The 22,022-nt window shown below is 73.7% G+C and carries 24 protein-coding genes; 10 read left to right on the top strand and 14 right to left on the bottom strand.

The window, feature by feature from the left end:
* Positions 1-119: 119 nt before the first annotated feature.
* Complete coding sequence (locus ACGH7X_RS35140; protein ID WP_399893310.1) at positions 120-776, top strand: peptide deformylase; 657 nt, start codon at positions 120-122, stop codon at positions 774-776.
* A gap of 47 nt (positions 777-823) precedes the next feature.
* Here the strand turns inward: ACGH7X_RS35140 and ACGH7X_RS35135 are convergent, their stop codons facing one another.
* Positions 824-2,257: a dihydrolipoyl dehydrogenase family protein gene (locus ACGH7X_RS35135; RefSeq protein ID WP_399893307.1), complete on the bottom strand. Its 1,434-nt coding sequence runs from the start codon at positions 2,255-2,257 to the stop codon at positions 824-826.
* 121 nt (positions 2,258-2,378) lie between these two features.
* On the opposite strand from ACGH7X_RS35135, the gene trxA reads away from it, so the two are divergent.
* The gene (gene trxA, locus ACGH7X_RS35130) at positions 2,379-2,774 is read left to right on the top strand and encodes a thioredoxin (RefSeq protein ID WP_399893304.1); all 396 of its coding nucleotides are present in this window, start codon (positions 2,379-2,381) and stop codon (positions 2,772-2,774) included.
* 19 nt (positions 2,775-2,793) lie between these two features.
* Here the strand turns inward: trxA and ACGH7X_RS35125 are convergent, their stop codons facing one another.
* The gene (locus tag ACGH7X_RS35125; RefSeq protein WP_399893301.1) at positions 2,794-3,828 is read right to left on the bottom strand and encodes a LacI family DNA-binding transcriptional regulator; all 1,035 of its coding nucleotides are present in this window, start codon (positions 3,826-3,828) and stop codon (positions 2,794-2,796) included.
* Positions 3,829-3,896: 68 nt separating this feature from the next.
* A complete protein-coding gene (locus tag ACGH7X_RS35120; RefSeq protein ID WP_399893298.1) occupies positions 3,897-4,586 on the bottom strand; it encodes a TetR/AcrR family transcriptional regulator in 690 nt (229 codons plus the stop codon).
* A 184-nt stretch (positions 4,587-4,770) separates the two neighbouring features.
* Here ACGH7X_RS35120 and ACGH7X_RS35115 point away from each other — a divergent pair, with 184 nt between their 5' ends.
* Positions 4,771-5,334: an NAD(P)H-dependent oxidoreductase gene (locus ACGH7X_RS35115; RefSeq protein ID WP_399893295.1), complete on the top strand. Its 564-nt coding sequence runs from the start codon at positions 4,771-4,773 to the stop codon at positions 5,332-5,334.
* Between the two features lie 60 nt (positions 5,335-5,394).
* On the opposite strand, the gene ACGH7X_RS35110 is transcribed toward ACGH7X_RS35115, so the two are convergent.
* Positions 5,395-6,300, bottom strand: a complete 906-nt coding sequence (locus tag ACGH7X_RS35110; protein ID WP_399893292.1) for a LysR family transcriptional regulator — start codon at positions 6,298-6,300, stop codon at positions 5,395-5,397.
* Positions 6,301-6,441: 141 nt separating this feature from the next.
* Between ACGH7X_RS35110 and ACGH7X_RS35105 the strand changes: the two genes are divergently transcribed.
* A complete protein-coding gene (locus tag ACGH7X_RS35105) occupies positions 6,442-6,645 on the top strand; it encodes a hypothetical protein (RefSeq protein ID WP_016325524.1) in 204 nt (67 codons plus the stop codon).
* 23 nt (positions 6,646-6,668) lie between these two features.
* Here the strand turns inward: ACGH7X_RS35105 and ACGH7X_RS35100 are convergent, their stop codons facing one another.
* Positions 6,669-7,376 (bottom strand): SDR family NAD(P)-dependent oxidoreductase, encoded by a 708-nt coding sequence (locus ACGH7X_RS35100; protein ID WP_399893288.1) that lies wholly within the window; start codon positions 7,374-7,376, stop codon positions 6,669-6,671.
* Positions 7,377-7,478: 102 nt separating this feature from the next.
* Between ACGH7X_RS35100 and ACGH7X_RS35095 the strand changes: the two genes are divergently transcribed.
* On the top strand, positions 7,479-8,318 hold the full coding sequence (locus tag ACGH7X_RS35095) for a helix-turn-helix transcriptional regulator (protein ID WP_399893285.1): 840 nt from the start codon (positions 7,479-7,481) through the stop codon (positions 8,316-8,318).
* Between the two features lie 39 nt (positions 8,319-8,357).
* Here the strand turns inward: ACGH7X_RS35095 and ACGH7X_RS35090 are convergent, their stop codons facing one another.
* The 6 genes from ACGH7X_RS35090 to ACGH7X_RS35065 form a co-directional block, all read right to left on the bottom strand.
* Positions 8,358-9,308, bottom strand: coding sequence for a TerC/Alx family metal homeostasis membrane protein (locus tag ACGH7X_RS35090; RefSeq protein WP_399893282.1), 951 nt, complete (start codon positions 9,306-9,308; stop codon positions 8,358-8,360).
* A 226-nt stretch (positions 9,309-9,534) separates the two neighbouring features.
* Positions 9,535-10,554: an RNA polymerase sigma factor RpoD/SigA gene (locus tag ACGH7X_RS35085; protein ID WP_399893279.1), complete on the bottom strand. Its 1,020-nt coding sequence runs from the start codon at positions 10,552-10,554 to the stop codon at positions 9,535-9,537.
* A 64-nt stretch (positions 10,555-10,618) separates the two neighbouring features.
* Positions 10,619-10,987, bottom strand: coding sequence for a DUF6343 family protein (locus tag ACGH7X_RS35080; protein WP_399893276.1), 369 nt, complete (start codon positions 10,985-10,987; stop codon positions 10,619-10,621).
* Positions 10,988-11,002: 15 nt separating this feature from the next.
* Entirely contained in the window at positions 11,003-11,428 is a 426-nt protein-coding gene (locus tag ACGH7X_RS35075; RefSeq protein ID WP_399893273.1) for a CBS domain-containing protein, read from the bottom strand.
* A gap of 87 nt (positions 11,429-11,515) precedes the next feature.
* Positions 11,516-11,950, bottom strand: a complete 435-nt coding sequence (locus tag ACGH7X_RS35070) for a PPC domain-containing DNA-binding protein (RefSeq protein WP_399893270.1) — start codon at positions 11,948-11,950, stop codon at positions 11,516-11,518.
* Positions 11,951-12,344: 394 nt separating this feature from the next.
* Positions 12,345-14,315 (bottom strand): BTAD domain-containing putative transcriptional regulator, encoded by a 1,971-nt coding sequence (locus ACGH7X_RS35065; RefSeq protein ID WP_399893267.1) that lies wholly within the window; start codon positions 14,313-14,315, stop codon positions 12,345-12,347.
* A gap of 146 nt (positions 14,316-14,461) precedes the next feature.
* On the opposite strand from ACGH7X_RS35065, the gene ACGH7X_RS35060 reads away from it, so the two are divergent.
* Both ACGH7X_RS35060 and ACGH7X_RS35055 read left to right on the top strand, forming a co-directional pair.
* Positions 14,462-15,340: an alpha/beta fold hydrolase gene (locus ACGH7X_RS35060; protein WP_399893264.1), complete on the top strand. Its 879-nt coding sequence runs from the start codon at positions 14,462-14,464 to the stop codon at positions 15,338-15,340.
* 103 nt (positions 15,341-15,443) lie between these two features.
* Positions 15,444-16,742, top strand: a complete 1,299-nt coding sequence (locus ACGH7X_RS35055; protein WP_399893261.1) for an MFS transporter — start codon at positions 15,444-15,446, stop codon at positions 16,740-16,742.
* 10 nt (positions 16,743-16,752) lie between these two features.
* Here ACGH7X_RS35055 and ACGH7X_RS35050 read toward each other — a convergent pair whose 3' ends face one another.
* Together ACGH7X_RS35050 and ACGH7X_RS35045 are read right to left on the bottom strand one after the other, a co-directional pair.
* On the bottom strand, positions 16,753-17,835 hold the full coding sequence (locus tag ACGH7X_RS35050; protein WP_399893258.1) for a hypothetical protein: 1,083 nt from the start codon (positions 17,833-17,835) through the stop codon (positions 16,753-16,755).
* Between the two features lie 84 nt (positions 17,836-17,919).
* Complete coding sequence (locus ACGH7X_RS35045) at positions 17,920-18,348, bottom strand: VOC family protein (RefSeq protein WP_399893255.1); 429 nt, start codon at positions 18,346-18,348, stop codon at positions 17,920-17,922.
* 217 nt (positions 18,349-18,565) lie between these two features.
* On the opposite strand from ACGH7X_RS35045, the gene ACGH7X_RS35040 reads away from it, so the two are divergent.
* The 3 genes from ACGH7X_RS35040 (at position 18,566) to ACGH7X_RS35030 (ending at position 21,596) form a co-directional block, all read left to right on the top strand.
* Positions 18,566-18,937 carry an ArsR/SmtB family transcription factor gene (locus ACGH7X_RS35040; RefSeq protein ID WP_399893253.1) on the top strand — a complete coding sequence of 124 codons (372 nt, stop codon included), beginning with the start codon at positions 18,566-18,568 and terminating at the stop codon, positions 18,935-18,937.
* Entirely contained in the window at positions 18,934-19,248 is a 315-nt protein-coding gene (locus ACGH7X_RS35035) for a hypothetical protein (protein ID WP_399893250.1), read from the top strand. Before ACGH7X_RS35040 ends, ACGH7X_RS35035 begins: the two co-directional genes overlap by 4 nt.
* A 209-nt stretch (positions 19,249-19,457) precedes the next feature.
* The gene (locus tag ACGH7X_RS35030) at positions 19,458-21,596 is read left to right on the top strand and encodes an MMPL family transporter (protein ID WP_399893247.1); all 2,139 of its coding nucleotides are present in this window, start codon (positions 19,458-19,460) and stop codon (positions 21,594-21,596) included.
* On the opposite strand, the gene ACGH7X_RS35025 is transcribed toward ACGH7X_RS35030, so the two are convergent.
* Entirely contained in the window at positions 21,526-21,948 is a 423-nt protein-coding gene (locus ACGH7X_RS35025; protein WP_399893244.1) for a PPOX class F420-dependent oxidoreductase, read from the bottom strand. The two genes, ACGH7X_RS35030 and ACGH7X_RS35025, sit on opposite strands and share 71 nt — an antisense overlap.
* Positions 21,949-22,022: the final 74 nt, after the last annotated feature.

Below are 22,022 nucleotides of genomic sequence, written 5' to 3'. Positions count from 1 at the left end.
CGTGGGGAGGGGACGGTCCCAGTGGTCGGGGCGCGGGCGCGCCGGGTTCCCGGAGCTCGCAGTGGCGTGCGTCACATCAGCGTCGGCTGTGGGCCGGCGGGCCATGGCATCCTGGCGCGATGGGAACTCCGAGTGGTCGTGCCCCTCTTGCCGAGCGGGTCGAGGAACTGCTGGCCGTCGACGGCCCGTTGCCCGTCGTCGCGGCCGGAGATCCGGTGCTGCGGCGCGCGGCCGAGCCGTTCGACGGGCAGTTGGCGCCCGCGCTCCTGGCACGGTTCGTCGAGGCGCTGCGCCTGACCATGCACGCGGCGCCGGGTGTCGGCCTGGCCGCGCCGCAGGTCGGGGTGGGGCTCAGGATCGCGGTGATCGAGGATCCGGCGCCGGTGCCGGACGAGGTGCGGGTGGCGCGGAGGCGGGTGCCGCAGCCGTTCCGGGTACTGGTCAACCCGTCGTACGAGCCCGTCGGCGCGGGGCGGGCCGCGTTCTTCGAGGGCTGTCTGAGCGTGCCGGGCTGGCAGGCGGTGGTGGCGCGCCACACCGAGGTGCGGCTGCTGGCGCGGGACGCGCACGGGCGGGCGGTGGACGAGGTGTTCGCGGGGTGGCCGGCCCGGATCGTGCAGCACGAGACGGACCATCTCGACGGCACGCTGTACCTGGACCGGGCGGAGCTGCGTTCGCTGGCGTCGAACGGGGCGATGGCGGAGCACTGGTCCCAGCCGACGCCGGAGCGGGCGGCGTCGGCGCTGGGGTTCGAGCTGCCGGGCCCGACGGCCTGATCGGCCGCCGGGCTCCGGGGAGGGGCGACCGACCTCGGCCGTCCGGATCAGTTGTCCCGGTACGTCTCCAGGAGCCTCAGCCACACTTCGCTGATCGTCGGGTAGGGCGGGACCACGTGCCACAGCCGGCTGATCGGCACCTGGCCGGCGACCACGACGGTCGCGGAGTGGACCAGCTCGCCGACGCCGGGGCCGACGAAGGTGACGCCGCGGACGATCTCGTCCTCCAGGTCGACCACCATGCGGGCGCGGCCCTTGTAGCCGTCGCCGTACAGGCTCGAACCCGCCACCGCGATGTCCACGTCGACGGCGCGGACCCGGTGTCCCGCCCGCTCGGCCTCGGCCAGGCTCAGGCCGACGGACGCCGCCTCGGGGTCGGTGAACACCACCTGGGGGACGGCGTCGTGGTCGGCGGTCGCGGAATGCGCGCCCCAGGGGTCGGACTCCAGGATCGGCACCCCGGAGGCGCGGGCGGCGATGGCGGCTCCCGCGATGCGGGCCTGGTACTTGCCCTGGTGGGTGAGGAGCGCGCGGTGGTTGACGTCGCCGACGGCGTAGAGCCAGTCGTGGCCCTCCACCCGGAGGCTGTCGTCGACCGGCAGCCAGGAGCCCGGCTTCAGTCCGACGGTGTCCAGGCCGATGTCGCCGGTGCGGGGCACCCGGCCGGTGGCGAAGAGGATCTCGTCGGCCTCGAGGCGGTCTCCGGTGTCGGTGACGGCGACGACGGTGCCGTCCTCGCGGGTGACGGACTCGACGGAGACGCCGGTGCGGATGTCCACCCCGGCCTCGGTGAGACCCTCGGCGACCAGTTCCCCGGCGAAGGGCTCCATGCGGGCGAGCAGGCCGCCGGCGCCGCGCACCAGCATCGTCACCCGGGAGCCGAGGGCCTGCCAGGCGGTGGCCATCTCGACGGCGACGACTCCGCCGCCGACCACGATCAGCCGACCGGGTGCACTTTTGGCGCTGGTGGCCTCGCGGCTGGTCCAGGGGCGTACCTCGGCGAGCCCGGGCAGCGGGGGCAGGGCGGCCGCGCTGCCGGTGCAGACGGCGACGGCGTGCCGGGCGGTCAGGGTGCGGCGGGTGCCGTCGGGACCGGCGACCTCCACCGTGCGCGGTCCGGCGAGCCGTCCCTGTCCGCGGTAGAGGTCGGCCCCGATGCCCTCGACCCACTGGACCTGGCCGTCGTCCTTCCAGTGCGAGGTGAACTCGTCGCGGCGGGCGAGGACGGCGCCGGCGTCGAGGGGTTCCTGGACGGCCCGGGCGAGTCCGGGCAGGCGGCGGGCGTCCGCGCGGGCGAGGACCGGGCGCAGCAGGGCCTTGCTGGGCATGCAGGCCCAGTAGGAGCATTCGCCGCCGACCAGTTCGCTCTCCACGATCGCGGTGGACAGCCCGGCCGCCCGGGTGCGGTCGGCGACGTTCTCCCCCACGGGGCCCGCGCCGATCACCACGACGTCGTACGTGATGGAATCCGATTGCGTCATGAGGTCAGTCTGGTGGGTGGTGTGCGACGTGGCCACATGGGTACGTGCGCGGAATACCCACCAGGTCGGCAGTGTTGTGCCGACGGCCTACGCCCCGAAACCCAGGAAGAGGGATCAAGCCATGACCACCACCGTGGAGCTCACCAAGGAGAACTTCGACCAGACGGTGACGGACAACGAGTTCGTCCTGATCGACTTCTGGGCGTCGTGGTGCGGTCCGTGCAAGCAGTTCGCCCCGGTCTACGAGAAGGCGGCCGAGGCCAACCCCGACCTCGTGTTCGGCAAGGTGGACACGGAGGCGCAGCCCGAGCTGGCGCAGGCCTTCGGCATCCAGTCGATTCCCACGCTGATGATCGTCCGGGACCAGGTGGCCGTGTTCGCGCAGCCGGGCGCGCTGCCCGAGGAGGCCCTCACCGACGTCATCGGCCAGGCCCGGAAGCTGGACATGGACGAGGTCCGCAAGTCGGTCGCCGAGCAGCAGGCCCAGGCCGGTCAGGACGGCCAGGCCGGCCAGTAGCGGGCGGATCGGCCGCCGGTCAGCTCGACTCCCGGTGCACCAGCGTCGCGCCCAGCACCTTGTGGCGCTCGGGCGCGGCGCCGGGGTCGTGCACCGCGCGGTCGACGAGTGCGGCCAGGTCGCGGCCGGCGGGCAGTTCCAGGTGGACGGTGCTCAGCCGGGGCCGCAGCAGGCGGCCCAGCATCAGGTCGTCGGCGCCGATCACGGCCGCGTCGGCGGGGACGGCGAGGCCCTCGTCCTGAAGGGCGCGCATCAGCAGCATCGCGTACTCGTCGTTGTACGCGAACACCGCGTCGAGCCCCAGGGAGCGCCAGCGGGCCGCGAGACGGGCGGCGTCCCGTTCCTCGTAGGCGAGGGGCAGCTCGGTGACGGTGGCGTCGGTGCCCTCGACCGCGCGCCGTGCTCCGTCCAGGCGCGGTGCCGAGAAGACGTCGAGGCCGTGCTCCGTGGGCACGACGACGCCGATTCTGCGGCGTCCGCGGTCGTAGAGGTGGCGGGTCGCGCCGCGGCCGACGCCCTCCTGGTCGGTGAGCAGGGCGTGCGCTCCGTCCACGGCCTCGGGACCGAGGGTGACGACCGCCCGGGCGCCGGAGCGTTTGAGGACCTCCACGCCCTGCGGGCCGAGGTCGGAAACGGGTGCGAGGACGGCGACCGGGCGCAGTTCGGCCCAGGCGCGGGCGGCCTCGTCACCGTGCAGGCCGACGGTGCCGTACTGCACGACGGTGTAGTCGAGGCGGCCGAGGGCCCACTGGAGTTCGCTCTGGAACCGGCTGTAGAGCGGGCCCGCGGGGAAGGACGGCGCGGGCATCAGGACCATACGGCTGTGTCCGGCGCGCAGTGAGCGGGCCGCGGCGTGCGGGACGTATCCGAGTTCTCGGGCGGCCTCGTGGACGCGGCGGCGGGTGGGCTCGCTGATCCGGACGGCGCCGGTGTTGTTGAGGACGTAGGAGACGGTCGCGCGCGAGACGCCGGCCAGGCGGGCCACATCGGCGCTCGTGGGCACGGAGCGCGGTGCGGGGGACTCGGGGGCCGGCGGTTTCGGTATCTGCACCATGACGTACGGCATCTTGGCAGAAGCCGGATGCGGGGCGGCGGGCGGGGGAACGCGCCGGGATCCCGGGGTCAGGCCGGGGGTTCGGGAGTGCCGGCCGAGGGGTCGGTGCGGGTCACCCGGGCGACCAGGTCCATCCAGCCCTCCCGCAGCCGCTCCGCGGGCACCCCGCACTGTTCGGTGAGGTGGTGGATCAGGGCGGCGTCGAGGTACGCGAGCAGGGTGTGGGACAGGAGCTCGCTGTCGCCGTCCGGCACCGCCTGCCGCAGCAGCAGCGCGATGTGGCCGCGCAGGAAACGGCGCGGCGCGGCGGTGTGGCGGCGTTCCGCGCTCGGCTCCGCGGCCAGTTGCAGGTCGAGTTCGTCGATGGAGCGGCGCAGCATCGCGCAGCCGAAGGCCCGCAGCCGTTCGACGGGGGGCGCGCCGGGGCCCAGGGGTGGCGGGCCGCTCAGGAGCGCGGCCTGGAACTTGCGCTCGGAGTGGTCGAGGAGCGCCGCGAGCAGCCCGGTGCGGTCGCCGAAGCGGCGGAAGACCGTGCCCTTGCCCACCGAGGCCGCGACCGCGACCCCCTCCATGGTGAGTGCGGCCGCGCCGTGCTCGGCGACCAGCCGCTCGGCGGCGTCGAGGAGCCGGGCCCGGTTGCGCGCGGCGTCGGCCCGCAGGCAGGGCTCGTCCTCCTCGGCCCCCGTGCCGAGTTGCAGCAACTCGGACGGACCGACGGCATCCGGGGGCGTCGGGAAGGACGGCGGGGCGGCGGACATGAAGCCAGCGTAAAGCATCGGGAAGAAAACTGGACCGCGGTCCGTTTGGGATGTTAGAAATTAAACGGACCCCGGTCCGGATTGTTGCGGCGGTGTTTCGCACCGGCCCGCGACACCTGCAACACCCTCAGCACGCCCAGCACGCTCAGCATCTTCACTATCTGTTTCAGCAGTGGGAGTACTCATGTCTGTCCGCATCCTCGCGCTCGTCGGCAGCCTTCGCGCCGGTTCGCACAACCGCCAGCTCGCCGAGGCGGCCGTCAAGTTCGCGCCGGAGGGCGCGGATGTGCAGCTGTTCGAGGGGCTCGCCGAGATCCCCTTCTACAACGAGGACATCGACGTCGAGGGCAACGTCCCGGCCGCCGCCGCGAAGCTGCGCGAGGCCGCCCAGGGCGCCCAGGCCTTCCTGCTCTTCTCGCCCGAGTACAACGGCACCATCCCGGCCGTCCTGAAGAACGCCATCGACTGGCTGTCCCGCCCCTACGGCCAGGGCGCCTTCACCGGCAAGCCGGTGGCCGTGGTCGGCACCGCCTTCGGCCAGTACGGCGGCGTGTGGGCGCAGGACGAGGCCCGCAAGGCCGTGGGCATCGCCGGCGGCAAGGTGATCGAGGACCTCAAGCTGTCCATCCCCGGTTCGGTGACCCGCTTCGCCGAGACCCACCCGGCGGACGACGCCGAGGTCGCCGCGCAGCTGACCGAGGTCGTCGCGCGGCTGCACGGTCACGCGGACGAGTCCGTCGCCGCCTGACCGGCGCGAGAGCACGTCGTACGGGACCGGAGCTCGGCCGAGCTCCGGTCCCGCGGTGTGTCAGGCCACCGCCGCCGCGGCCAGCGTGCGCAGCTCCTCCAGCGCGGCCGCGACCGCCGCGCGACCGTGTCCACCGCTGCGCGTGCAGGTCAGCAGTTTGCGGTGCGGCCGGCCGACGCACGGCACGCGGACGATCGGCAGCTCGGGGGTGAGCCGGGCGAGCCGGGGCACCAGCGCGACACCGAGCCCGTGGGCGACCAGATGGGCGGTGACGTTCCACTCCACCGCGAGATGGACCACGTCCGGGGTGAACCCGGCGGCACCGCAGGCCGCCACCATGTGCGTCCGGCAGGGACTCTGCGGCAGCGGCGCGATCCAGGCCTCGTGGGCCACGTCGGCGAGGTCGGCCTCCTCCCGTCCGGCCAGCGGATGATCCACGGGAACGACCAGGTCGAACGGCTCGTCCAGGAGCGGCCGCTGTTCGAAGCGCGTGTCGGCCGAAGGCGGGCTGACCGGAGTCGCCTCCACCACCGCCAGATCGCTCTGCCCCTCGAAGAGCAGGTCGAAGCTCTCCGCCACCTCGACCTCCCGGATCCGCACCGACAGCCGGGGGTGCCGCTCGCGCAGCCGCGCCGCCATCGGGGCCAGCAGGACGGAGACGGCCACCGGGAACCCCGTCACCCGCAGCGGTCCGGCCGGGACCCCCTCCCCCGCCCGCAGATCCTGTTCGGCCTCGTCCCAGCGGGCCTCGATCGCGTCGGCGTGTTCGAGCAGGCTCTCCGCGGCCGGCGTGAGCCGCACCCCGCGCCCCTGCGGCTCCAGCAGGTCGACGCCCAGGTCCCGGGCGAGCTGCCGGATCTGCTGGGAGGCGGCCGAGGTGGTGAAATGCAGGGCGCGGGCCGCCGCGGTGACCGTGCCGTAGTGGGAGACGGCCCGAAGTACGTGCAGCCTGCGCAGATCAATCATGAAGTGCACGGTTCACGGTGGAGTCCGTAAAGTCAACCTGGACGTGAACGGATCCGTGGCCGCACCCTGTCAGTGGCGCCACGGTGGGACCGAAAGCCCACACCAGCATCCCGACGTACCACTGACGCACGAGGAGTCGCCATGCCCAGCACGACCGGTCTCGTCTGCCCGCACTGCGGGTGGCCCGACGGTGCCGAGCCCTTCCAGGTGCTGTCCGCACACCCCACCGGGGCGGGCGGCACCCTGTGGACCCGGTGCGCCTGCGGTTCGCTGCAGGCCCGTGTCGTCGACGGCCACGGCACCCGCGTGGTCTCGCGCGGCAGGCCCACACCGGCCGGCTGCTGAGCGACTACCGCCGACTACGGCGACTACCAGGGCAGCGGGCCCGCCGCGTCGAAGTAGCCCCCGGTGGGTCCGTCCGGGCCCAGCCGGGCCATCCGGACGATGACCTCGGCGCCCTGGGCCACGGTCTGCGTACCGGTGTTGCCGTTCAGGTCGGTCGCGGTGAAGCCCGGCTCGACGGCGTTGATCCGCATCCCGGGGAACGCCTTCGCGTACTGCACGGTCAGCGCGTTGACCGCGGTCTTCGACGCCGGGTAGGCCAGGCCCGGGTAGCCGTAGCCCGGGCTCTGCGGCGAGGTGAGTCCGGTCAGCGAGGCCAGGCCGCTGCTCACGTTGACCACGACCGGCGCGGCGGAGCCGTGCAGCAGCGGCAGGAACGCGTGGGTCACCCGCACCAGACCGAAGACGTTTGTCTCGAAGACGGTGCGCAGCAGGTCGGCGGTGGTGTCGTCCGCGCCGGTCACGGTGTTGTGCTCGCCGCGCTGCTCGATGCCGGCGTTGTTGACCAGCACGTCGAGGCCGCCGTCGGCCGCCACGGTCTTCACGGCGGCGGCCACCGACGCGTCGTCGGTGACGTCCAGGACGAGGGGCCGTGCGCCCAGTTCCTCGGCGGCGCGGCGGCCGCGCTCGGGGTCGCGGGCGGCGGCGTAGACGGTGTGGCCGGCGGCGACGAGGCGGCGGGCCGTCTCGAAGCCGAGGCCCTTGTTGGCTCCGGTGATCAGTGTGTTCGTCATGGAGCCCAGCCTGCGGCGTGGCCGCCGGGGCAGCCAGGCGTCCCGGCTTCCTGGGACCACGGGTACCAGGAAGCCCGGACGCCCGCGGTGTTCACTGGGGGTATGACGGCTACGGAGTTCGGGCGGGCGTTGCGGCTGCGCAGGGACCGGGTCTCCCCCGAGGCGGCCGGGCTGCCCGCGGGCGGTCACCGGCGGGCGGCCGGGCTGCGGCGCGAGGAGCTGGCGCAGCTGGCCGGCATCTCCGTCGACTACGTCACCCGGCTCGAACAGGGCCGGGCGGCCAATCCGTCGGCGCAGGTCGTCGAGGCTCTCGTACGGGCGCTGCGACTGCCGGCCGAGGAGCGCGCGCATCTGTTCCGGCTGGCCGCACTGGTGCCGCCGGGTCCCGAGGCGGTTCCCGCGTACATACCGCCGAGCGTCCACCGGCTGCTCGACCGGCTGGCCGGCACTCCGGTGGCCGTGTACGACGCGACCTGGACGCTGCTGCTCGCCAACCCGCCCTACGCGGCGCTGATGGGCGACCCCTCCGAGTGGCACGGACCGGAACGCAACGGCGTGTGGCGCAACTTCGTCGGCCCGGGCAGCCGGGCCCGGTACACGCCGCAGGAGCGCCGCGCCTTCGAGGCGGCGCTCGTCTCGGACCTGCGCACGAGTGCCGCCCGCTATCCCGCCGACCGCCGGCTCGGCCGGCTGGTCGCGGAGCTGCGCGCCCGCAGCGAGCGGTTCGCCGAGCTGTGGGAGACCGACGCGGTCGCCCGGCACGAGGCGGCCCGCAAGACCATCGACCATCCCCGGGTCGGGCCCGTCACCCTGGACTGCGACGTGCTCGGCGTGGCCGGCAGCGATCTGCGGATCATGGTCTACACGGCCGAACCGGACACCGCCGACGCCGAACGGCTCGCCCTGCTGACGGTGCTGGGCACCCAGGAGCTGGTGGAGTAGCTGGCGGAGTGGACCGCACCGCCGCAGCGCCGAACGGCCTCACGCCCTCTCCTGCCGCCTCGCGGCCCACAGGCTCGTCGCCGTGGTGACGGCGAGGACCAGCACGATGAAGCCGAGCGAGAACGGGATGCCGATCTCCGGCACGTGCACGCCGGACTCGTGCAGGGCGTGCAGCACCAGCTTGACGCCGATGAAGCCCAGGATGACCGACAGGCCGTACGAGAGGTGGACCAGCTTCCTCAGCAGGCCGCCGATGAGGAAGTACAGCTGCCGCAGGCCCATCAGGGCGAACGCGTTGGCCGTGAACACGATGTACGGGTCCTGGGTCAGCCCGTAGATGGCGGGGATGGAGTCCAGGGCGAACAGGATGTCGGTGAACCCGATGGCGAGCATCACGACCAGCATCGGGGTCATGACGCGCTTGCCGTTCTGCTCGACCCACAGCTTGGTGCCGTGGTACCGGTCGGCGACGCCGAAGCGGCGCTCGATCGACTTCAGCAGCTTGTTCTCCTCGAACTCCTTGTCGTGCTCGTCCTTGCGGGCGTCCTGGATCAGTTTCCAGGCGGTCCAGATCAGGAAGGCGCCGAAGATGTAGAACACCCAGGAGAAGGCGGAGATGATCGCCGCGCCTGCCGCGATGAACGCGGCGCGCAGCACCAGGGCGATCAGGACGCCCACCATCAGCACCCGCTGCTGGTACTGCGAGGGCACCGCGAACTTCGCCATGATCAGCACGAAGACGAACAGGTTGTCGACGCTGAGCGACTTCTCGGTGATGTAGCCGGCGAAGAACTCGCCGCCGGGCCCGCCGCCGCCGACCACGAGCAGTCCGACGCCGAACAGGCAGGCCAGGACCACCCAGACGGCCGTCCAGATCCCGGCCTCCCTGACGGACACGTCGTGCGGCTTGCGCCCGATGAAGAAGTCGGCGGCGACGAGGACGCACAGGCCCGCGACGGTCAGCAGCCAGGTGCTGAGAGAGACGTCCACCGGTGCTCCTCGGGTGCGGGCGTGGGGAACGGGACCACGTACGGGTTCTCGGTCAGGGTGTTTGCGGGGAACGGCGACGGCAACCCGGCCCGGGGCCGCCGGGGTGCGCGCGCTGACCGTCCGGCACGGGCGCGGACCGCGCGGTCTGCCCTGGCGGCTGGTCCAGTGAACTGCTGCGGCAGGGGCCCGGCTGCGCACGGAATCGGGCCGAGCTCCCGGGCCGGGCTCAGCTCGCCCAGTCCAGCAGGCGTTCCCGGTTCTCGGGGGCGCGCAGATGGGCGAGGGAGGCCTTCTCCAGCTGGCGGACGCGTTCGCGGGTGAGGCCCACGTGCTGGGCGACCTGGTGCAGGGTGCGCGGGCGGCCGTCGTGCAGGCCGTAGCGCAGGCTGAGGATCAGGGCCTCGCGGGGTGCGAGGGTGCCGACGGCCTCGCGCAGTTCCGCCGCGAGCGCCTGGAACTCGGCGACCTCCGGAGCACGCAGCACCTCGGTGTCGGGGATGAGGTCGCCGACGACGGTCTCGCCGGTCTCGTCCACCGGGGTGTCCAGGCTGACCGCGTCCCGTCCGACCCTCCGCAGCCAGACGACCTTGTCCCCGTCGATGCCGCTCTCGGCGGCGACCTCCTCGGTGGTCGGCTCGCGGTCGAGGCTCGCGCGGAGTTTTCGTTCGACCTTGGCAAGCTTCTGGAGCTGTTCGACGACGTGGATCGGCAGCCGTACCGTACGCGCGTGGGTGGCCAGGCCGCGTTCGATGGCCTGGCGGATCCACCAGGTGGCGTACGTGGAGAACTTGAAGCCCTTGGTGTGGTCGAACTTCTCCACGGCCCGGATCAGCCCGAGGTTGCCTTCCTGGATGACGTCGAGGAGAGGCAGCCCGCGGTGGGCGTGGCGTTTCGCCATCGACACCACGAGCCGCAGGTTGGCCCGCACCATGTGGTCCTTGGCCTCCCGGCCGTCGTGGACGGTCTCCTCCAGCGCGCGACGCCGGCCGGGTGCCGGGGCGGGTTCACCGGTGTCTGCCGTCTCCAGTTCCTCCCTGGCCCGGACCCCGGCCTCGATGCGGGTGGCCAGCCGCACCTCGTCCTCGGCGGTCAGCAGGGGCGTGGCCCCGATCTGGGTCAGGTACTGGCCGAGCAGGTCGGGTTCCTCGTCGGGTTCGGGGATCCGGCTGCGCAGACGCGCGGTGCGGGTGGTGGCGCGGCGGTCCTCCCGGGAGTCCGCCGCGGGCGTTCGTGCCGGGGGAGCCATGTCGCTTCCTCCGTCCCCTTCTTCGGGTGATCGGGTTCCGGTCCCCCTCCTGGGCGTCGTTGCGTCATCGGGTTCCGGGGTGCTCGCGGGGGTGCGGGTCGGCGCTGCCGCGTTCGGCGCGCAGCCTTCGGACGACCACCAGCAGGTCGGCCGCGGCCAGCAGGGCGAGCGCCGCGCACACGACGGCCACGACCACGAGCATGCCGCGGCCCGGGCTTTCGCCGGAGCCGGTGCCGGCGGCCCAGAAGCCGAAGAACACGGCCCCCGCGACGAACACCGGCAGGAAGACGGCCGAGAGCAGCAGCCGCATCCGCAGCGCGCTCTGCGCGCGGACCGGTTCGGTGCCGGTGCGCGGGGAGCGGCGGCCGACCGCGCCGGATCGCGCACGCGGGGCGGGTTGCGTGGCCCAGTGCGGGCGGTGTCGATCGCTCATGCGGTTCCTCCCCGCTCAGTGGTCGGGTGAGGCCCGGCTGATGTCCGCGAGCGCGGAGTGCGGGTCGTCGGTGGTGGCGAGGTCGCCGAGGGTGACCACGCCGACCGGGACGCCGCCGTGCTCGACGACCGGGAGCCGGCGCACGGCGTGGCGTCGCATCAGCTCGGCGGCGCGCTCGGTGGTGTCGTCGGGTTGCAGGGTGACGACGGGCGGGGGCGTGCACACCGCGCCGACCGTGGTGGCGTCGGGGTCCCGGCCGTCGGCGACGCCGCGGAGCACGATGTCGCGGTCGGTGAGGACACCGAACAGGTCGCAGTCGTAGGTCACCAGGACGTCGCCGACGTTCTCCTCGCGCATCAGCCGGGCCGCCCGCGTCACCGTCGTCATGGGCTCGACGGCCACCGCGGCCGGTGACATCACGTCTCGGACAGACCGTGTCATGGTCGCGCCTCCCGGATTGTCGGTACGGGTCGCGTGCGGGCCGCGTAGCCCGCACCCGGGTCGGTAAACCGTTCCGCGACGAGCGGCTCAGCCCAGGTCGATCAGCGCCAGGCCGATGTCGGGACGGTGGGTCTTGGCCAGCTCGGCCGGGCTGTCCCGCACGACGACCTCCAGCGTCGGCCAGACCCGGCCGGACAGCAGGTGGCCGCCGCGGGTGGAGCCGTCGGACAGGCCCAGTACGGCGTGCAGGTGCGGGGTCGGTCCGTCGTCGGCGACGGCGATGTCCCCGATGAGGGACAGCACCTCGCACTGCTCCTGAACCGGGATGTGCCGGTAGTCCCCGGCCTGCCGGTCGAACCAGCCGACGACCGCCTCGGAGAAGGCGCCCACGGCGGTCACCTGGGAGGCTCCGAGCGACCGGTCACGGGCGAAGGCCGTGAGTTCGGCGACCGGGTCCTCGCCACGGTCGAGCACCACCACGTACACCGCGGACGGACCCTCCTGAACCTGCTGCCACTTCATGGGCCGGCGGGTACCCGGCGCGGGCCGCGGCAACCCCGGTCGGCGTGCCGCCGCGGAACCCGCCGCGAGGTCCGCCTCCAGGTCCCGCCTCCAGGTCCCGCCTCCACTGCTCGTGCCGCCGCGTCGAGCGTCGCGGCCAGGGAGGGCAGGCGGTGCGGGTCGCAGCGCACGCGCGGCATCGACACCGACAGGGCCGGCCACCGCCCGGCCGTACTCGTCGCGCAGGGGCAGGGCAACGCCCACCGCCACCAGCCCCCGCTCGGAGCCGCTCCTGGTTCACGGCGAAGCCACTGCGGCCCACGCGCTCCGGCTCGGTCCCGGCAGCACTACGACTACGGCATCACCGACTGGGTGTACGGCCCCACCGCGCCGGCCCCCGACGAGGAGCCCCCGCTCACGCCTCCAGCGTCCCGCGGATCGCGGCGAGCCAGCCGTCGACCGGGCCGAAGGTGAGCAACCCGCTGCCCGCGCCCGCGAGTTCACCGGAGGCGGGCAGCAGCCGTGTGTACGTGCGCTCAAGGGCCTGGGTGTCGCCGAGTTCGAGGGCGAGCGCGGCCTCGGCGCAGCACAGGGCCTCGTAGAGGAGGTCGGGCGGCGGTTCGGGCAGGGCGCGCAGGGCGGCCCTGGCCTCGGTGTCACGGCCCTCGGCCAGCAGGGCGAACGGCTCGGCCCAGGGCCGGTACGGGCCCCACTCCTCGTCCGGGTCCACGTCGGCCGGCCGGCCGTGGGCCAGGCGCAGGCCGAGCAGGGCGAGGGGCAGGAGTCCGCGTTCCAAGCCGGGCATGCCCGCGCCGTCGAGCCGTGCGGCCGCCGACCGGTAGGCGGCCTCGACGCTGTCGTGGGGGCTGCCCGCGGCGGCCTGGCGCAGCGCCCGGTACCACTGGGTGAAGACGGCCACGAGCGGCCGTTCGTGCCGTTCGGCGAGGCGGTCCACGGCCGTGGCGTGCTCGTCGGCTGCGGTGAGGTCGGCGAGGGCCGAGCGGGCCTGGAGCCGGATCAGATGGCCGAGCACCGCGTAGTTGACCAGGCCGTGCCGGGTGCCGAGCGCGACGAGTTCGGCGCCGATCGCGTCCCGGCGCGGGGCCAGCCCGGCACTGGTGCAGGACTGCATGAAGACACCGTTGAGGGCGAACGCGAGCAGCGCGGGGTCGTCCAGGCGGCGGGCGGTCCGCTCGGCCTCGGCCGCCGCGCGCGGCCCGCGCGGGGACCGCACGCCCCGGGACTCCAGGGCGACGGTGGCCAGCAGGCGGCAGCGGGCCGCGGCGGTGGTGGGGTCCTCGGGCAGGGCGGCGAGGGTGCGTTCGGCCGCCGCGACGATCCGCCGGGCCAGTTCGGGATCGTCGCTGCGGGTCCAGTTGGCGGGGACGTCGTAGGCGCCGATGACCCGCGCCGTCAGTTCCGCGTCGCCCGTCTCCTCCGCCGCCGCGACCGCCGTCATCCGGTGCTCCCTGGCCGCCTCCAGACCGCCGCCGCCGGTGACCGCGAGGCTCCGCAGCAGGCCGACGGTGGATTCCAGGCGGGCGTGGGCACCGGCGGCGACCGTGCGGTCGTACGCCTCGGTCGCCCGGGCCCACAGCCGGGCCGCCGCTTCCGCGGGCTCGCCGGACGGGTCCAGGTCCGGGTCCTGGGCGAGGATGCCGGCCTCCAGGCGCCGCAGCCGTGGCCCCGGGTCGATGCCCAGGTGTCCGGCCAGCAGGGCGCGGGCCCGGCGCAGCACGGCGAGGGCGTCCGCCTGCCGTCCGGTCCGGTACAGGGCGAGGGCGAGCAGGCGCCAGGACTCCTCGCGCCAGGGGTGCTCGGTGAGGTGTGCGTCCAGGTCGGGGACCGCCTCGGCGGCGCGGCCGAGGTCCACGAGCAGTTCCGCCCGGCGTTCGACGGCGCGCAGCCGCAGTTCGGTGAGCCGGGAGCGCTCGCCCCGGGCCCAGTCCGCCCCGCCGAACTCGGCGTAGGCGGGGCCCCGCCACTCCCCCAGGGCCGCCCGGAGCCGGTCCGGTGCCTGTGCGGCCGGCAGCCGGTCGGCCTCGGCGACCGCCGCCTCGAAGCGCCAGGCGTCCACGGCGTCCGGGGCCGCGCGCAGGGCGTATCCCGGGCCCTCGGTGACCAGCAGCCGGGCCGGGGCGCGCGGCGGACGGTCGGGTTCCAGGGCGCGGCGCAGGTCCCCGACGAAGGTGCGCACCGCTCCCACGGCACGCGGCGGCGGGGTGTCCCACAGGTCCTCGACCATGCGGGTGAGGGGGACGACCCGGCGCCGGGCCAGGACGAGCCGGGCGAGCACGGCGCGGTGCCGGGGGCCCTTGAGGGCGAGCACGTGGGCGTCGCGCGCGGCGGTGACCGCGCCGAGCACACCGAACGTGACCGCTTCCATGTTCCGTCCGCTCCGATCCGCCACCGCTCGTGCGCCCAACGGTACGCGGGCCGGCCGTCCACTGATCGGTTGCTGATTCGCGCGCGGCAGGCTCGAAGACGTCCCCGCGTGAGCACCCGATGTGAGCAGAAAGGCACTGAACAGCCATGGAACCGACCATCCCGGGCTTCACCCACGACCGCGTCACGGTCGCCGACGGCATCGCCCTGCACGTGGCCGTCGGCGGCACCGGCAGCCCCCTCGTGCTGTTGCACGGCTTCCCGCAGACCCATCTGATGTGGCGGCACGTCGCCGCCGACCTCGCGGCCGAGCACACGGTCATCTGCCCCGACCTGCGCGGCTACGGCGCCAGCGACAAGCCCGCCGACCCGGACGGCACCGCGTACGCCAAGCGGGCCATGGCCGCCGACGTGGTCGCCCTGGCCCGGGAGCTGGGACACGAGCGGTTCGCGCTCGCCGGGCACGACCGGGGCGCGCTCGTCGCGGTGCGCGCCGGGCTCGACCACCCGGAGGCGGTGACGCACCTGGCCGCGCTGGACGTGCTGCCGACCCTGGACATGTGGGACGTCCTGCACGGCACGACGGCGGCGGTGGGCTTCCACCTGTATCTGATGGCGCAGCCGCCGGGGCTGCCGGAGCAGCTGATCGGCGCCGCGCCGGACGCCTTCTTCGGTCACTTCCTCGACATCTGGACCCGGGACCCGCAGGCCCTGCCCGCCGGCGTCCGCGCCGCCTATCTGAAGGCGTCCCGCGAGGCGGTGCCGTCCATCGTGGCCGACTACCGGGCCTCGGCCGGCGTCGACGTCGACCACGACCGGGCGGACCGGGACGGCGGCAACCGGCTGCGGATGCCGGTGACCGTCCTGCAGCAGGACTGGGGCACCGCCCTCGGTTACGACGCCGCCGCGCTGTGGCGGGCCTGGGCCCCGGACCTGCGGCACGAGACGGTCGACTGCGGGCACTTCATGGCGGAGGAGGCGCCGGGCGAGGTCGCCGGGGCGCTGCGGAAGCTGCTGACGCGCTAGGCCGGGCGCGGCTGTACGGGCACACTGGTGGACCGGCGTACAACGGCTGGTTGTTCGTATGGCGCGGGCGGTTGTTTGATCCGCGGGGCCCCGGCTCGCTTGGATGGCGGGCGTGACGGAGACGGGTGCGGTGGAGTCGGGCGTGGTGGGCGGCGGGTCGCTGGGGCGGCGGTTCGGATGGCTGTGGGGCGCGTACGCCGTCAGCACGTTCGGCACGCGACTCGCCTTCGACGCCTTTCCGTTGATCGCGGTCATGGTGCTGGACGCCGGTCCGGCACGGGTGTCGGCGCTCGCGGCGGCCGGTCTCGCGGTGGGCGCGGTGGTGGCGGTGCCGCTGGGGCCGTGGGTGGAGTTCCGGCGCAAGCGGCCGGTCATGGTCGCGACGGACCTGGTCCGGTGCGCAGTGCTGCTGAGTGTGCCGCTCGCGTACGCGTTCGGCCGGCTCGGCTTCGTCCAACTGCTGGTCGTGTCGGTCGTGGTCGCCGCGGCCGACATCACGTTCAGGGCCGCCGCCGGTTCCTGTCTCAAGTCGCTGGTGCGGTCGCAGGACCTGCTGGCCGCGAACGGCCGCTTCGAGGCGACGACCTGGACCGCGACCATGCTCGGGCCCCCGGTCGGCGGGGCGGCGATCGGACTCTTCGGGCCGGTGGTGACAGTGGCGGTCGACGCGGTGAGCTATCTCCTTTCGGCGCTGGGGATCCGTGCGATCGGCGGTAAGGAGCCGCGCCCGCGGCGCGCGGACGCGCCCGGGCTGCGGACGGGCGACCTGCTGGACGGCTGGCGGTACGTGCTCGCGTCGCCGGATCTGCGTCCGCTGTTCCTCAACACGGTCCTGGTCAACGGTCTGATCATGGCGACGGCACCCCTGCTCGCCGTGCTCATGCTGGGTGATCTGGGCTTCGCACCCTGGCAGTACGGTCTCGCGTTCGCGGTGCCGTGCGTGGGCGGGCTGATCGGCTCGCGGCTGGCCCGCCCGCTCGTGGCGCGCTTCGGGGAGCACCGGGTGCTGGTCACCAGCGGGGTGCTTCGGGTGTGCTGGCCCGTCGGGCTGACGTTCGTCGGTCCCGGTGTCCCGGGACTGGTCCTGGTGATGGTCGTCGAGTTCGGGCTGATCACCTCCGTGGGGGTGTTCAACCCGGTGTACGCCACCCGCCGGCTGGAACTGACGCCGGCGGACCGGGTCGCGCGCACCCTGTCCGCGTGGACGATCAGCGGGAAGCTGACCACCGCGGGCCTGACCGCGGTGTGGGGCCTGCTGGCGGGCCTGACGGGGACGCGTACGGCGGTCGCGCTCGCGGGCGCGCTCATCCTGGCGACCCCGCTGCTGCTGCCGCGACACGGCCACGCGTCCGCCCCCGCCCCGGCGGCGCCCGCCGGGGAGCCGGGCGGAGCCCGCCGGTGACCGGTGAGGGCTACGGCGACGGCGACGTGCCCCGGCGCAGGTCGGGGAAGTGCCGGCGGGCCTCGGCGAACAGGTCCGGGTAGTCGGTGCCGTGCGCTACCGCGGCGGCGAAGAGGGCGCCGAGCGCCGCGCGCAGCGGATCCGCTTCGGCCGCGGCACGCAGTGCGGGCAGGGCAAGCGCCCGGCGGAGCGGATCGCCGTGGCATCCGTCGGGCACGTCCGGCGCGGTGAGGGCGATGCGGTCGTCGGTGAAGAAGCTGTCCCAGGCCCGCCGGGGGTCGTCGAACGGGGCCGGCAGCGGCTCCCCGCGATCCAGCGCGGCCAGGGCGGGCGCGATCCAGTCGATGCCGTCCAGTCCCGTCGCGGTGAAGGCGCGGCGGGCGGCCCACCGGGCGAGGGCGCGCTGCGTCGCCGGGCACGCCGCGTCGACGGCGTCGAGCAGCTCCCGGTCCAGCGGCACCAGCCCGCGTGCCTCGGCGCCGGCCTCCCGGACGCGTCTGCTGGGCAGCCGGCCGCCCCAGGAGCGGATCTCGGCGCGCTCCCGCTCCGTCCGTTCCCCGGTTACGGGCGGCCGCAGGGCGCGCGCGTACCGGTGCCTGCGGGCGGCGCTGCGTGAGGTCTGCCGGACGACCAGGTCCACGGCGGGCGGGGCCGGCCAGAACTGCAGCAGATACTGGCCGACCGGCCCGGCACCCCGGGCCGTGGCGGACTCGGTCCCCGCACCGCCGTCCAGGCCGCGTCCGCAGTAGCGCACCCGGTGGTCGGCGGGCGGCAGGGCCACCTCGCACAGCGCGCCGCGGCCGCAGGGCAGGACGGCCGTCGTGGTGGAGACCGGCCGGAAGGAGGCCTCCACCACGTCCTCCCAGCCGTCGTCGAGCGGCGGCGCGGCCCGGTGCACCTCGACGGTCAGTCCGACCCTGCCGCTGCTCAGGCCCGTAACCAGGAAGAGGCAGCCCGGGACGGCCGCGCCGCACAGGCCGTTGGTCTGCCCGGCGCAGGCCTCCGACGGCCCCGGATGGCGCGGTTCCCGGCGGCTGTCCACGTGGAACCGCCCGTGGGCGACCGGCAGTTCACCCCTGTACACCGTTCGCACGGCATCCCCCTCGTATCCGCTGCATCCGGCTCTTCGAGGCCACCAGTATGCGGAGGGGGTCTGACAACGGTCCCGCGGCGCCGGTCAGCGGGCCCCGGGCACGTCCTCCGTGACGCCGTTCAACGGCGAGGACGGGTCACTGCCGTAGGGGCGGGTGAAGGCCTCCATGCCGTGCCCGGACGGGTCGGTGAAGTACACGCCCCGACCGCCGTCGTTGCGGTTGATCCGGCGCGGGTGGCGACCGTGCGGGTCGGCCTGGATGGGGATCCCGCCCTCGACGAGACGGGCGAGGATCCCGTCGAACTCGTCCTCGGAGACGAGGAACGCGTAGTGCTGCATGGGGAAGTCGATGTCGACGGTGGCGAAATCGAGGGTGACGCGGTTGGCGGTCGTCACGGGCAGGAACATTCCGGCCGGCTCTCCGACCTCGAGCCCCAGGATCGCCGCGAGGAAACGGGCGGACTTCTCCCGGTCGCGGGAGAGAACGATGGTGTGGTTGAACTCGACAGACACGGGTCAATGCCTCCACGGGCATCTTCGCGGCGCCTCCATGCCTCACCCGGACGGTGACCGACACGCGATGCCGCGCCGGAGATCATACGCCCCCGACCCGCCCCTGATCCGTCCCCGATGCGTCCCCCACCCGCCCCTGAGATGTGTCAGGAATCTTTGACAGGTCACCGCGGCTCCTGTCAGCCTTCTCTGACAGGTACGACGGAAAGGGGCCGCGATGCCCGAGGTCCGGCCTCCGGCACCGACCGGCGACGAGCTGCTCAAGGTGCTCTCCGCGCTCGGCAATCCGCACCGCATGCGGATCGTCGCGGCGCTCGTGGAGAGCCGCAACTACGTCAGCGCGCTGGCCCGCCTGATCGGCATGGGCCGCCCGTTGCTGCACATGCACCTGCAGCGGCTGGAGGCCGCGGGCCTGGTCGTCGGCACGCTCGAGGTCGGGGAGGACGGCAAGTCGATGAAGTACTACGACGTCACGCCGTTCTTCTACGAACTCACCCCGCGGGTCGTCGCGCAGGCGGCCGCGACGATCACCGACACCACCGAGACCGGCCGGACCACCGGCCGGACCGCGAAAGAGGAAGCCAAGTGAACGAGGACGTGGTGAGTCTCGCCGCAGGAGCCGAGGAACTGGGGGTCCTGGTCGGCGCCGTGGGCGCGGCCGGGTTCTTCGGTCTGATGATCGTGATCGTCTGGCAGGTCGCCGCGACCTGGCGGGCCCGGATGCTGGCGGCGCGCGAGGAGCAGTACAAGGAACTCGCCACGCGGTACGCGCGACTCCTGGAGGACACCGTGGAGTTGCAGCGCCGCACGGCGGAGGAACAGCGGCAGACCCTCGACGAGCTGACCCAGACCCGGCTCTCGGTCGGTTCGATGGAGAAGATGATGCGCGAGATCGAGTAGACGCCCGCCGCAGACGTACGGCCGGGAGCTGCAACTCCCGGCCGTACCACGGCGGAACACACCTGACATCGCCCGATGTCACACCCGAGACACACATCCGTCCCCTACGCCGCGGCAGGTCGACACACCTCAGCGCCGCGGTGCGGGTTCCGTGCGCCCCCGCGCCGGTCGGCGACCGGCGGGCGCGTTCCCCATGAAGGAGATTACTCATGCGTGCGCTGTTGCGGCGTGTGGCCCGTGCGCCCGGCGGGCGGCGCGGCAAGTGGTTCGTCCTGGCGGCCTGGCTGATCGTGGCCGTCGCCCTGGGCCCGCTGGCCGGCCGGCTGGGCGACGTCGAGGACTCGAGCGCCAACGCCTTCCTGCCGCGTGGCGCGGAGTCCGCGCGGGTCAACACGGAGCTGGAGAAGTTCCGTACGGACACGCTGATGCCCGCCGTCGTCGTCCACACGGGTGCGGGGGCGAAGGCCCAGGCGGTCGCCGACCGCTCCGTGCTCGCCCGGTACGCCGCCGCGGGCGAGGAGGTGTCGCCGCCGATTCCGTCCGAGGACGGCACGGCGCTGATGACGGTGGTGCCGCTGGACAGCGAGGACGACATCACCGGCACGATCGACGAGCTGCGGAAGTCCGTGGGCGCGAACGCGCCGCCGGGCGTGGACGTCGTCGTCGGCGGACCGGCGGGTTCGCTCACCGACCAGGTCGCCGTCTTCGACAGCCTGGACGCCACCCTGATGCTCGCCACCGGTCTCGTCGTGGCGGTCCTGCTGCTGATCACCTACCGCAGTCCCGTCCTGTGGCTGCTGCCGCTGCTCTCGGTCGGCTTCGCGGCCGTGCTCACCCAGGTCGGCACCTACCTGCTGGCCAGGTACGCCGCGCTGCCGGTGGACCCGCAGAGTTCGGGCGTGCTGATGGTGCTCGTCTTCGGTGTCGGCACCGACTACGCGCTGCTCCTCATCGCGCGCTACCGCGAGGAACTGCACCGCCGCACCGACCGGCACGAGGCGATGCGGATCGCGCTGGCCCGCTCGGGCCCGGCGGTGCTGGCGTCGGCCGGCACCATCGCGGCGGGCCTGGCCTGTCTGGGCTTCGCCGACATCAACTCCTCGCGCTCGCTGGGGCTGGTGGGTGCCGTGGGTGTGGTCTGCGCCTTCCTGGCGATGGTCACCGTGCTCCCGGCGCTCCTCGTCATCACCGGCCGCTGGGTGTTCTGGCCCTTCGTGCCGAGGGCCGGTACGCCCGCCCGCAAGTCGCGCACCGTGTGGTCGCGTATCGGTGCCGCGGTCGCCCGGCGGCCCCGCTGGTCGTGGCTGATGTCGGTGGGCGTCACCGGTGTTCTCGCGCTCAGCGCGGCAGGCATCTCCATGGGGCTGACCCAGGCGGAGCTGTTCCAGGACAAGCCGGACTCCGTCGTCGCCCAGGAGCGGATCTCGGCCCACTACCCCTCGGGCGCCTCCGACCCGGCGAAGATCGTCACCACCACCGACCACGCCGGCGCGGTGCGGCGGGCCGCGGCGGAGGTCGAGGGCGTGGCCCGCGTGGAGGCGGGGGGCGACCGCACGCCCGACGGCGCGCTCACCCAGCTCTCCGTCGTTCTGGAGGACACCCCGGACAGCGAGCGGGCCAAGGACACGGTCGACGGACTCCGGGACGCCGTGCACGGGGTGGCGGGCGCGGACGCGCTCGTCGGCGGCACCACCGCGCAGACCCTGGACACCCAGCGGGCCGCCGGCCGCGACCTGAGGACGGTCGTCCCGATCGTGCTCCTGGTCGTCCTGGCCGTGCTGGTCGGGCTGTTGCGCGCCCTGGTCGCGCCGCTGCTGCTCCTGGCCACGGTGGTGCTGTCGTACCTGGCGGCGCTGGGTGCCTCGAACCTGCTCTTCGAGCACGTTCTGGGCTTCGCGGGTGTCGACTGGTCGATTCCGCTGATGGGCTTCGTGTTCCTGGTCGCCCTCGGCATCGACTACAACATCTTCCTCATGCACCGGGTGCGCGAGGAGACCGCCCGGCTCGGTCACGTCCGCGGGGTGCTGGCGGGGTTGACCAGCACCGGAGGTGTCATCACCTCCGCCGGTGTCGTCCTCGCCGCCACCTTCGCCGTGTTCGCCGGGCTTCCCCTGGTGACGATGGCCCAGATGGGCGTCCTGGTCGGGATCGGCGTCCTGCTGGACACGTTCCTGGTCCGCACCGTACTGGTGCCCGCCCTCGCGCTCGACCTGGGCCGCCGGTTCTGGTGGCCGGGGAAGCTGTTCCGGCTTCCGGCCCGGGACGAGGCACCGCACCTCAGCCGGACTGGGAGCTGTCCTTCAGCGCCCCCCAGCCGTGCCAGCGTTCCACCTCGATCCACGCGCTGACCCGGGGACGGACCCGGTCCGGGTACGGGTTGCCCGTGTAGTGCCGGGAGAGCCGGTCGATGCCGGCGAGGTCCTCGTCGTCGCGCATCTCGGCGACACGGCCGATGAGGGTGACATGCGTGTACCAGTCGTCGGCCGCGAGGACGGTGAGGGTGACGCGCGGGTCGCGACGCAGGTGTCCCAGGCGTACGCGGCCCGCGTCGAGGTTGACCAGCACGCGACCGTCGTCGTCCCACCCGTACCAGGTGGGCGTGGAGACGGGGGCGCCGTCCGAGCGGAGGGTGGCCATGACGCACGGGTTGGGGCGGCGCAGCAGTTCGACGGCCTCGGACGGCAGCGGCGGCTTGGACATGCGGACTCCTCTGGATTCGGTCGGTTGGATTCGGTTGGTTGGATTCGGTCGGGTTGGATTCGGTCGGGTCCGGT

The sequence above is a fragment of the Streptomyces sp. BBFR51 genome, assembly GCF_044591655.1.
GTDB lineage: Bacteria > Actinomycetota > Actinomycetes > Streptomycetales > Streptomycetaceae > Streptomyces.
The sequence above is the reverse complement of the archived record's forward strand: the minus strand, read 5'-3'. Positions and strand labels throughout refer to the sequence as shown.

Excerpts from the sequence above, each read along its gene's own strand:
- ACGH7X_RS35140 (WP_399893310.1), top strand. The coding sequence starts at position 120 with ATGGGAACTCCGAGTGGTCGTGCCCCTCTTGCCGAGCGGGTCGAGGAA.
- ACGH7X_RS35030 (WP_399893247.1), top strand. The coding sequence starts at position 19,458 with ATGCGTGCGCTGTTGCGGCGTGTGGCCCGTGCGCCCGGCGGGCGGCGC.
- ACGH7X_RS35075 (WP_399893273.1), bottom strand. The coding sequence starts at position 11,428 with ATGACACGGTCTGTCCGAGACGTGATGTCACCGGCCGCGGTGGCCGTC.
- ACGH7X_RS35105 (WP_016325524.1), top strand. The coding sequence starts at position 6,442 with ATGCCCAGCACGACCGGTCTCGTCTGCCCGCACTGCGGGTGGCCCGAC.
- ACGH7X_RS35135 (WP_399893307.1), bottom strand. The coding sequence starts at position 2,257 with ATGACGCAATCGGATTCCATCACGTACGACGTCGTGGTGATCGGCGCG.
- ACGH7X_RS35085 (WP_399893279.1), bottom strand. The coding sequence starts at position 10,554 with ATGGCTCCCCCGGCACGAACGCCCGCGGCGGACTCCCGGGAGGACCGC.
- ACGH7X_RS35060 (WP_399893264.1), top strand. The coding sequence starts at position 14,462 with ATGGAACCGACCATCCCGGGCTTCACCCACGACCGCGTCACGGTCGCC.
- ACGH7X_RS35120 (WP_399893298.1), bottom strand. The coding sequence starts at position 4,586 with ATGTCCGCCGCCCCGCCGTCCTTCCCGACGCCCCCGGATGCCGTCGGT.
- ACGH7X_RS35125 (WP_399893301.1), bottom strand. The coding sequence starts at position 3,828 with ATGGTGCAGATACCGAAACCGCCGGCCCCCGAGTCCCCCGCACCGCGC.
- ACGH7X_RS35070 (WP_399893270.1), bottom strand. The coding sequence starts at position 11,950 with ATGAAGTGGCAGCAGGTTCAGGAGGGTCCGTCCGCGGTGTACGTGGTG.
- ACGH7X_RS35080 (WP_399893276.1), bottom strand. The coding sequence starts at position 10,987 with ATGAGCGATCGACACCGCCCGCACTGGGCCACGCAACCCGCCCCGCGT.
- ACGH7X_RS35115 (WP_399893295.1), top strand. The coding sequence starts at position 4,771 with ATGTCTGTCCGCATCCTCGCGCTCGTCGGCAGCCTTCGCGCCGGTTCG.
- ACGH7X_RS35110 (WP_399893292.1), bottom strand. The coding sequence starts at position 6,300 with ATGATTGATCTGCGCAGGCTGCACGTACTTCGGGCCGTCTCCCACTAC.
- ACGH7X_RS35025 (WP_399893244.1), bottom strand. The coding sequence starts at position 21,948 with ATGTCCAAGCCGCCGCTGCCGTCCGAGGCCGTCGAACTGCTGCGCCGC.
- trxA (WP_399893304.1), top strand. The coding sequence starts at position 2,379 with ATGACCACCACCGTGGAGCTCACCAAGGAGAACTTCGACCAGACGGTG.
- ACGH7X_RS35065 (WP_399893267.1), bottom strand. The coding sequence starts at position 14,315 with ATGGAAGCGGTCACGTTCGGTGTGCTCGGCGCGGTCACCGCCGCGCGC.
- ACGH7X_RS35040 (WP_399893253.1), top strand. The coding sequence starts at position 18,566 with ATGCCCGAGGTCCGGCCTCCGGCACCGACCGGCGACGAGCTGCTCAAG.
- ACGH7X_RS35095 (WP_399893285.1), top strand. The coding sequence starts at position 7,479 with ATGACGGCTACGGAGTTCGGGCGGGCGTTGCGGCTGCGCAGGGACCGG.
- ACGH7X_RS35100 (WP_399893288.1), bottom strand. The coding sequence starts at position 7,376 with ATGACGAACACACTGATCACCGGAGCCAACAAGGGCCTCGGCTTCGAG.
- ACGH7X_RS35055 (WP_399893261.1), top strand. The coding sequence starts at position 15,444 with ATGGCGGGCGTGACGGAGACGGGTGCGGTGGAGTCGGGCGTGGTGGGC.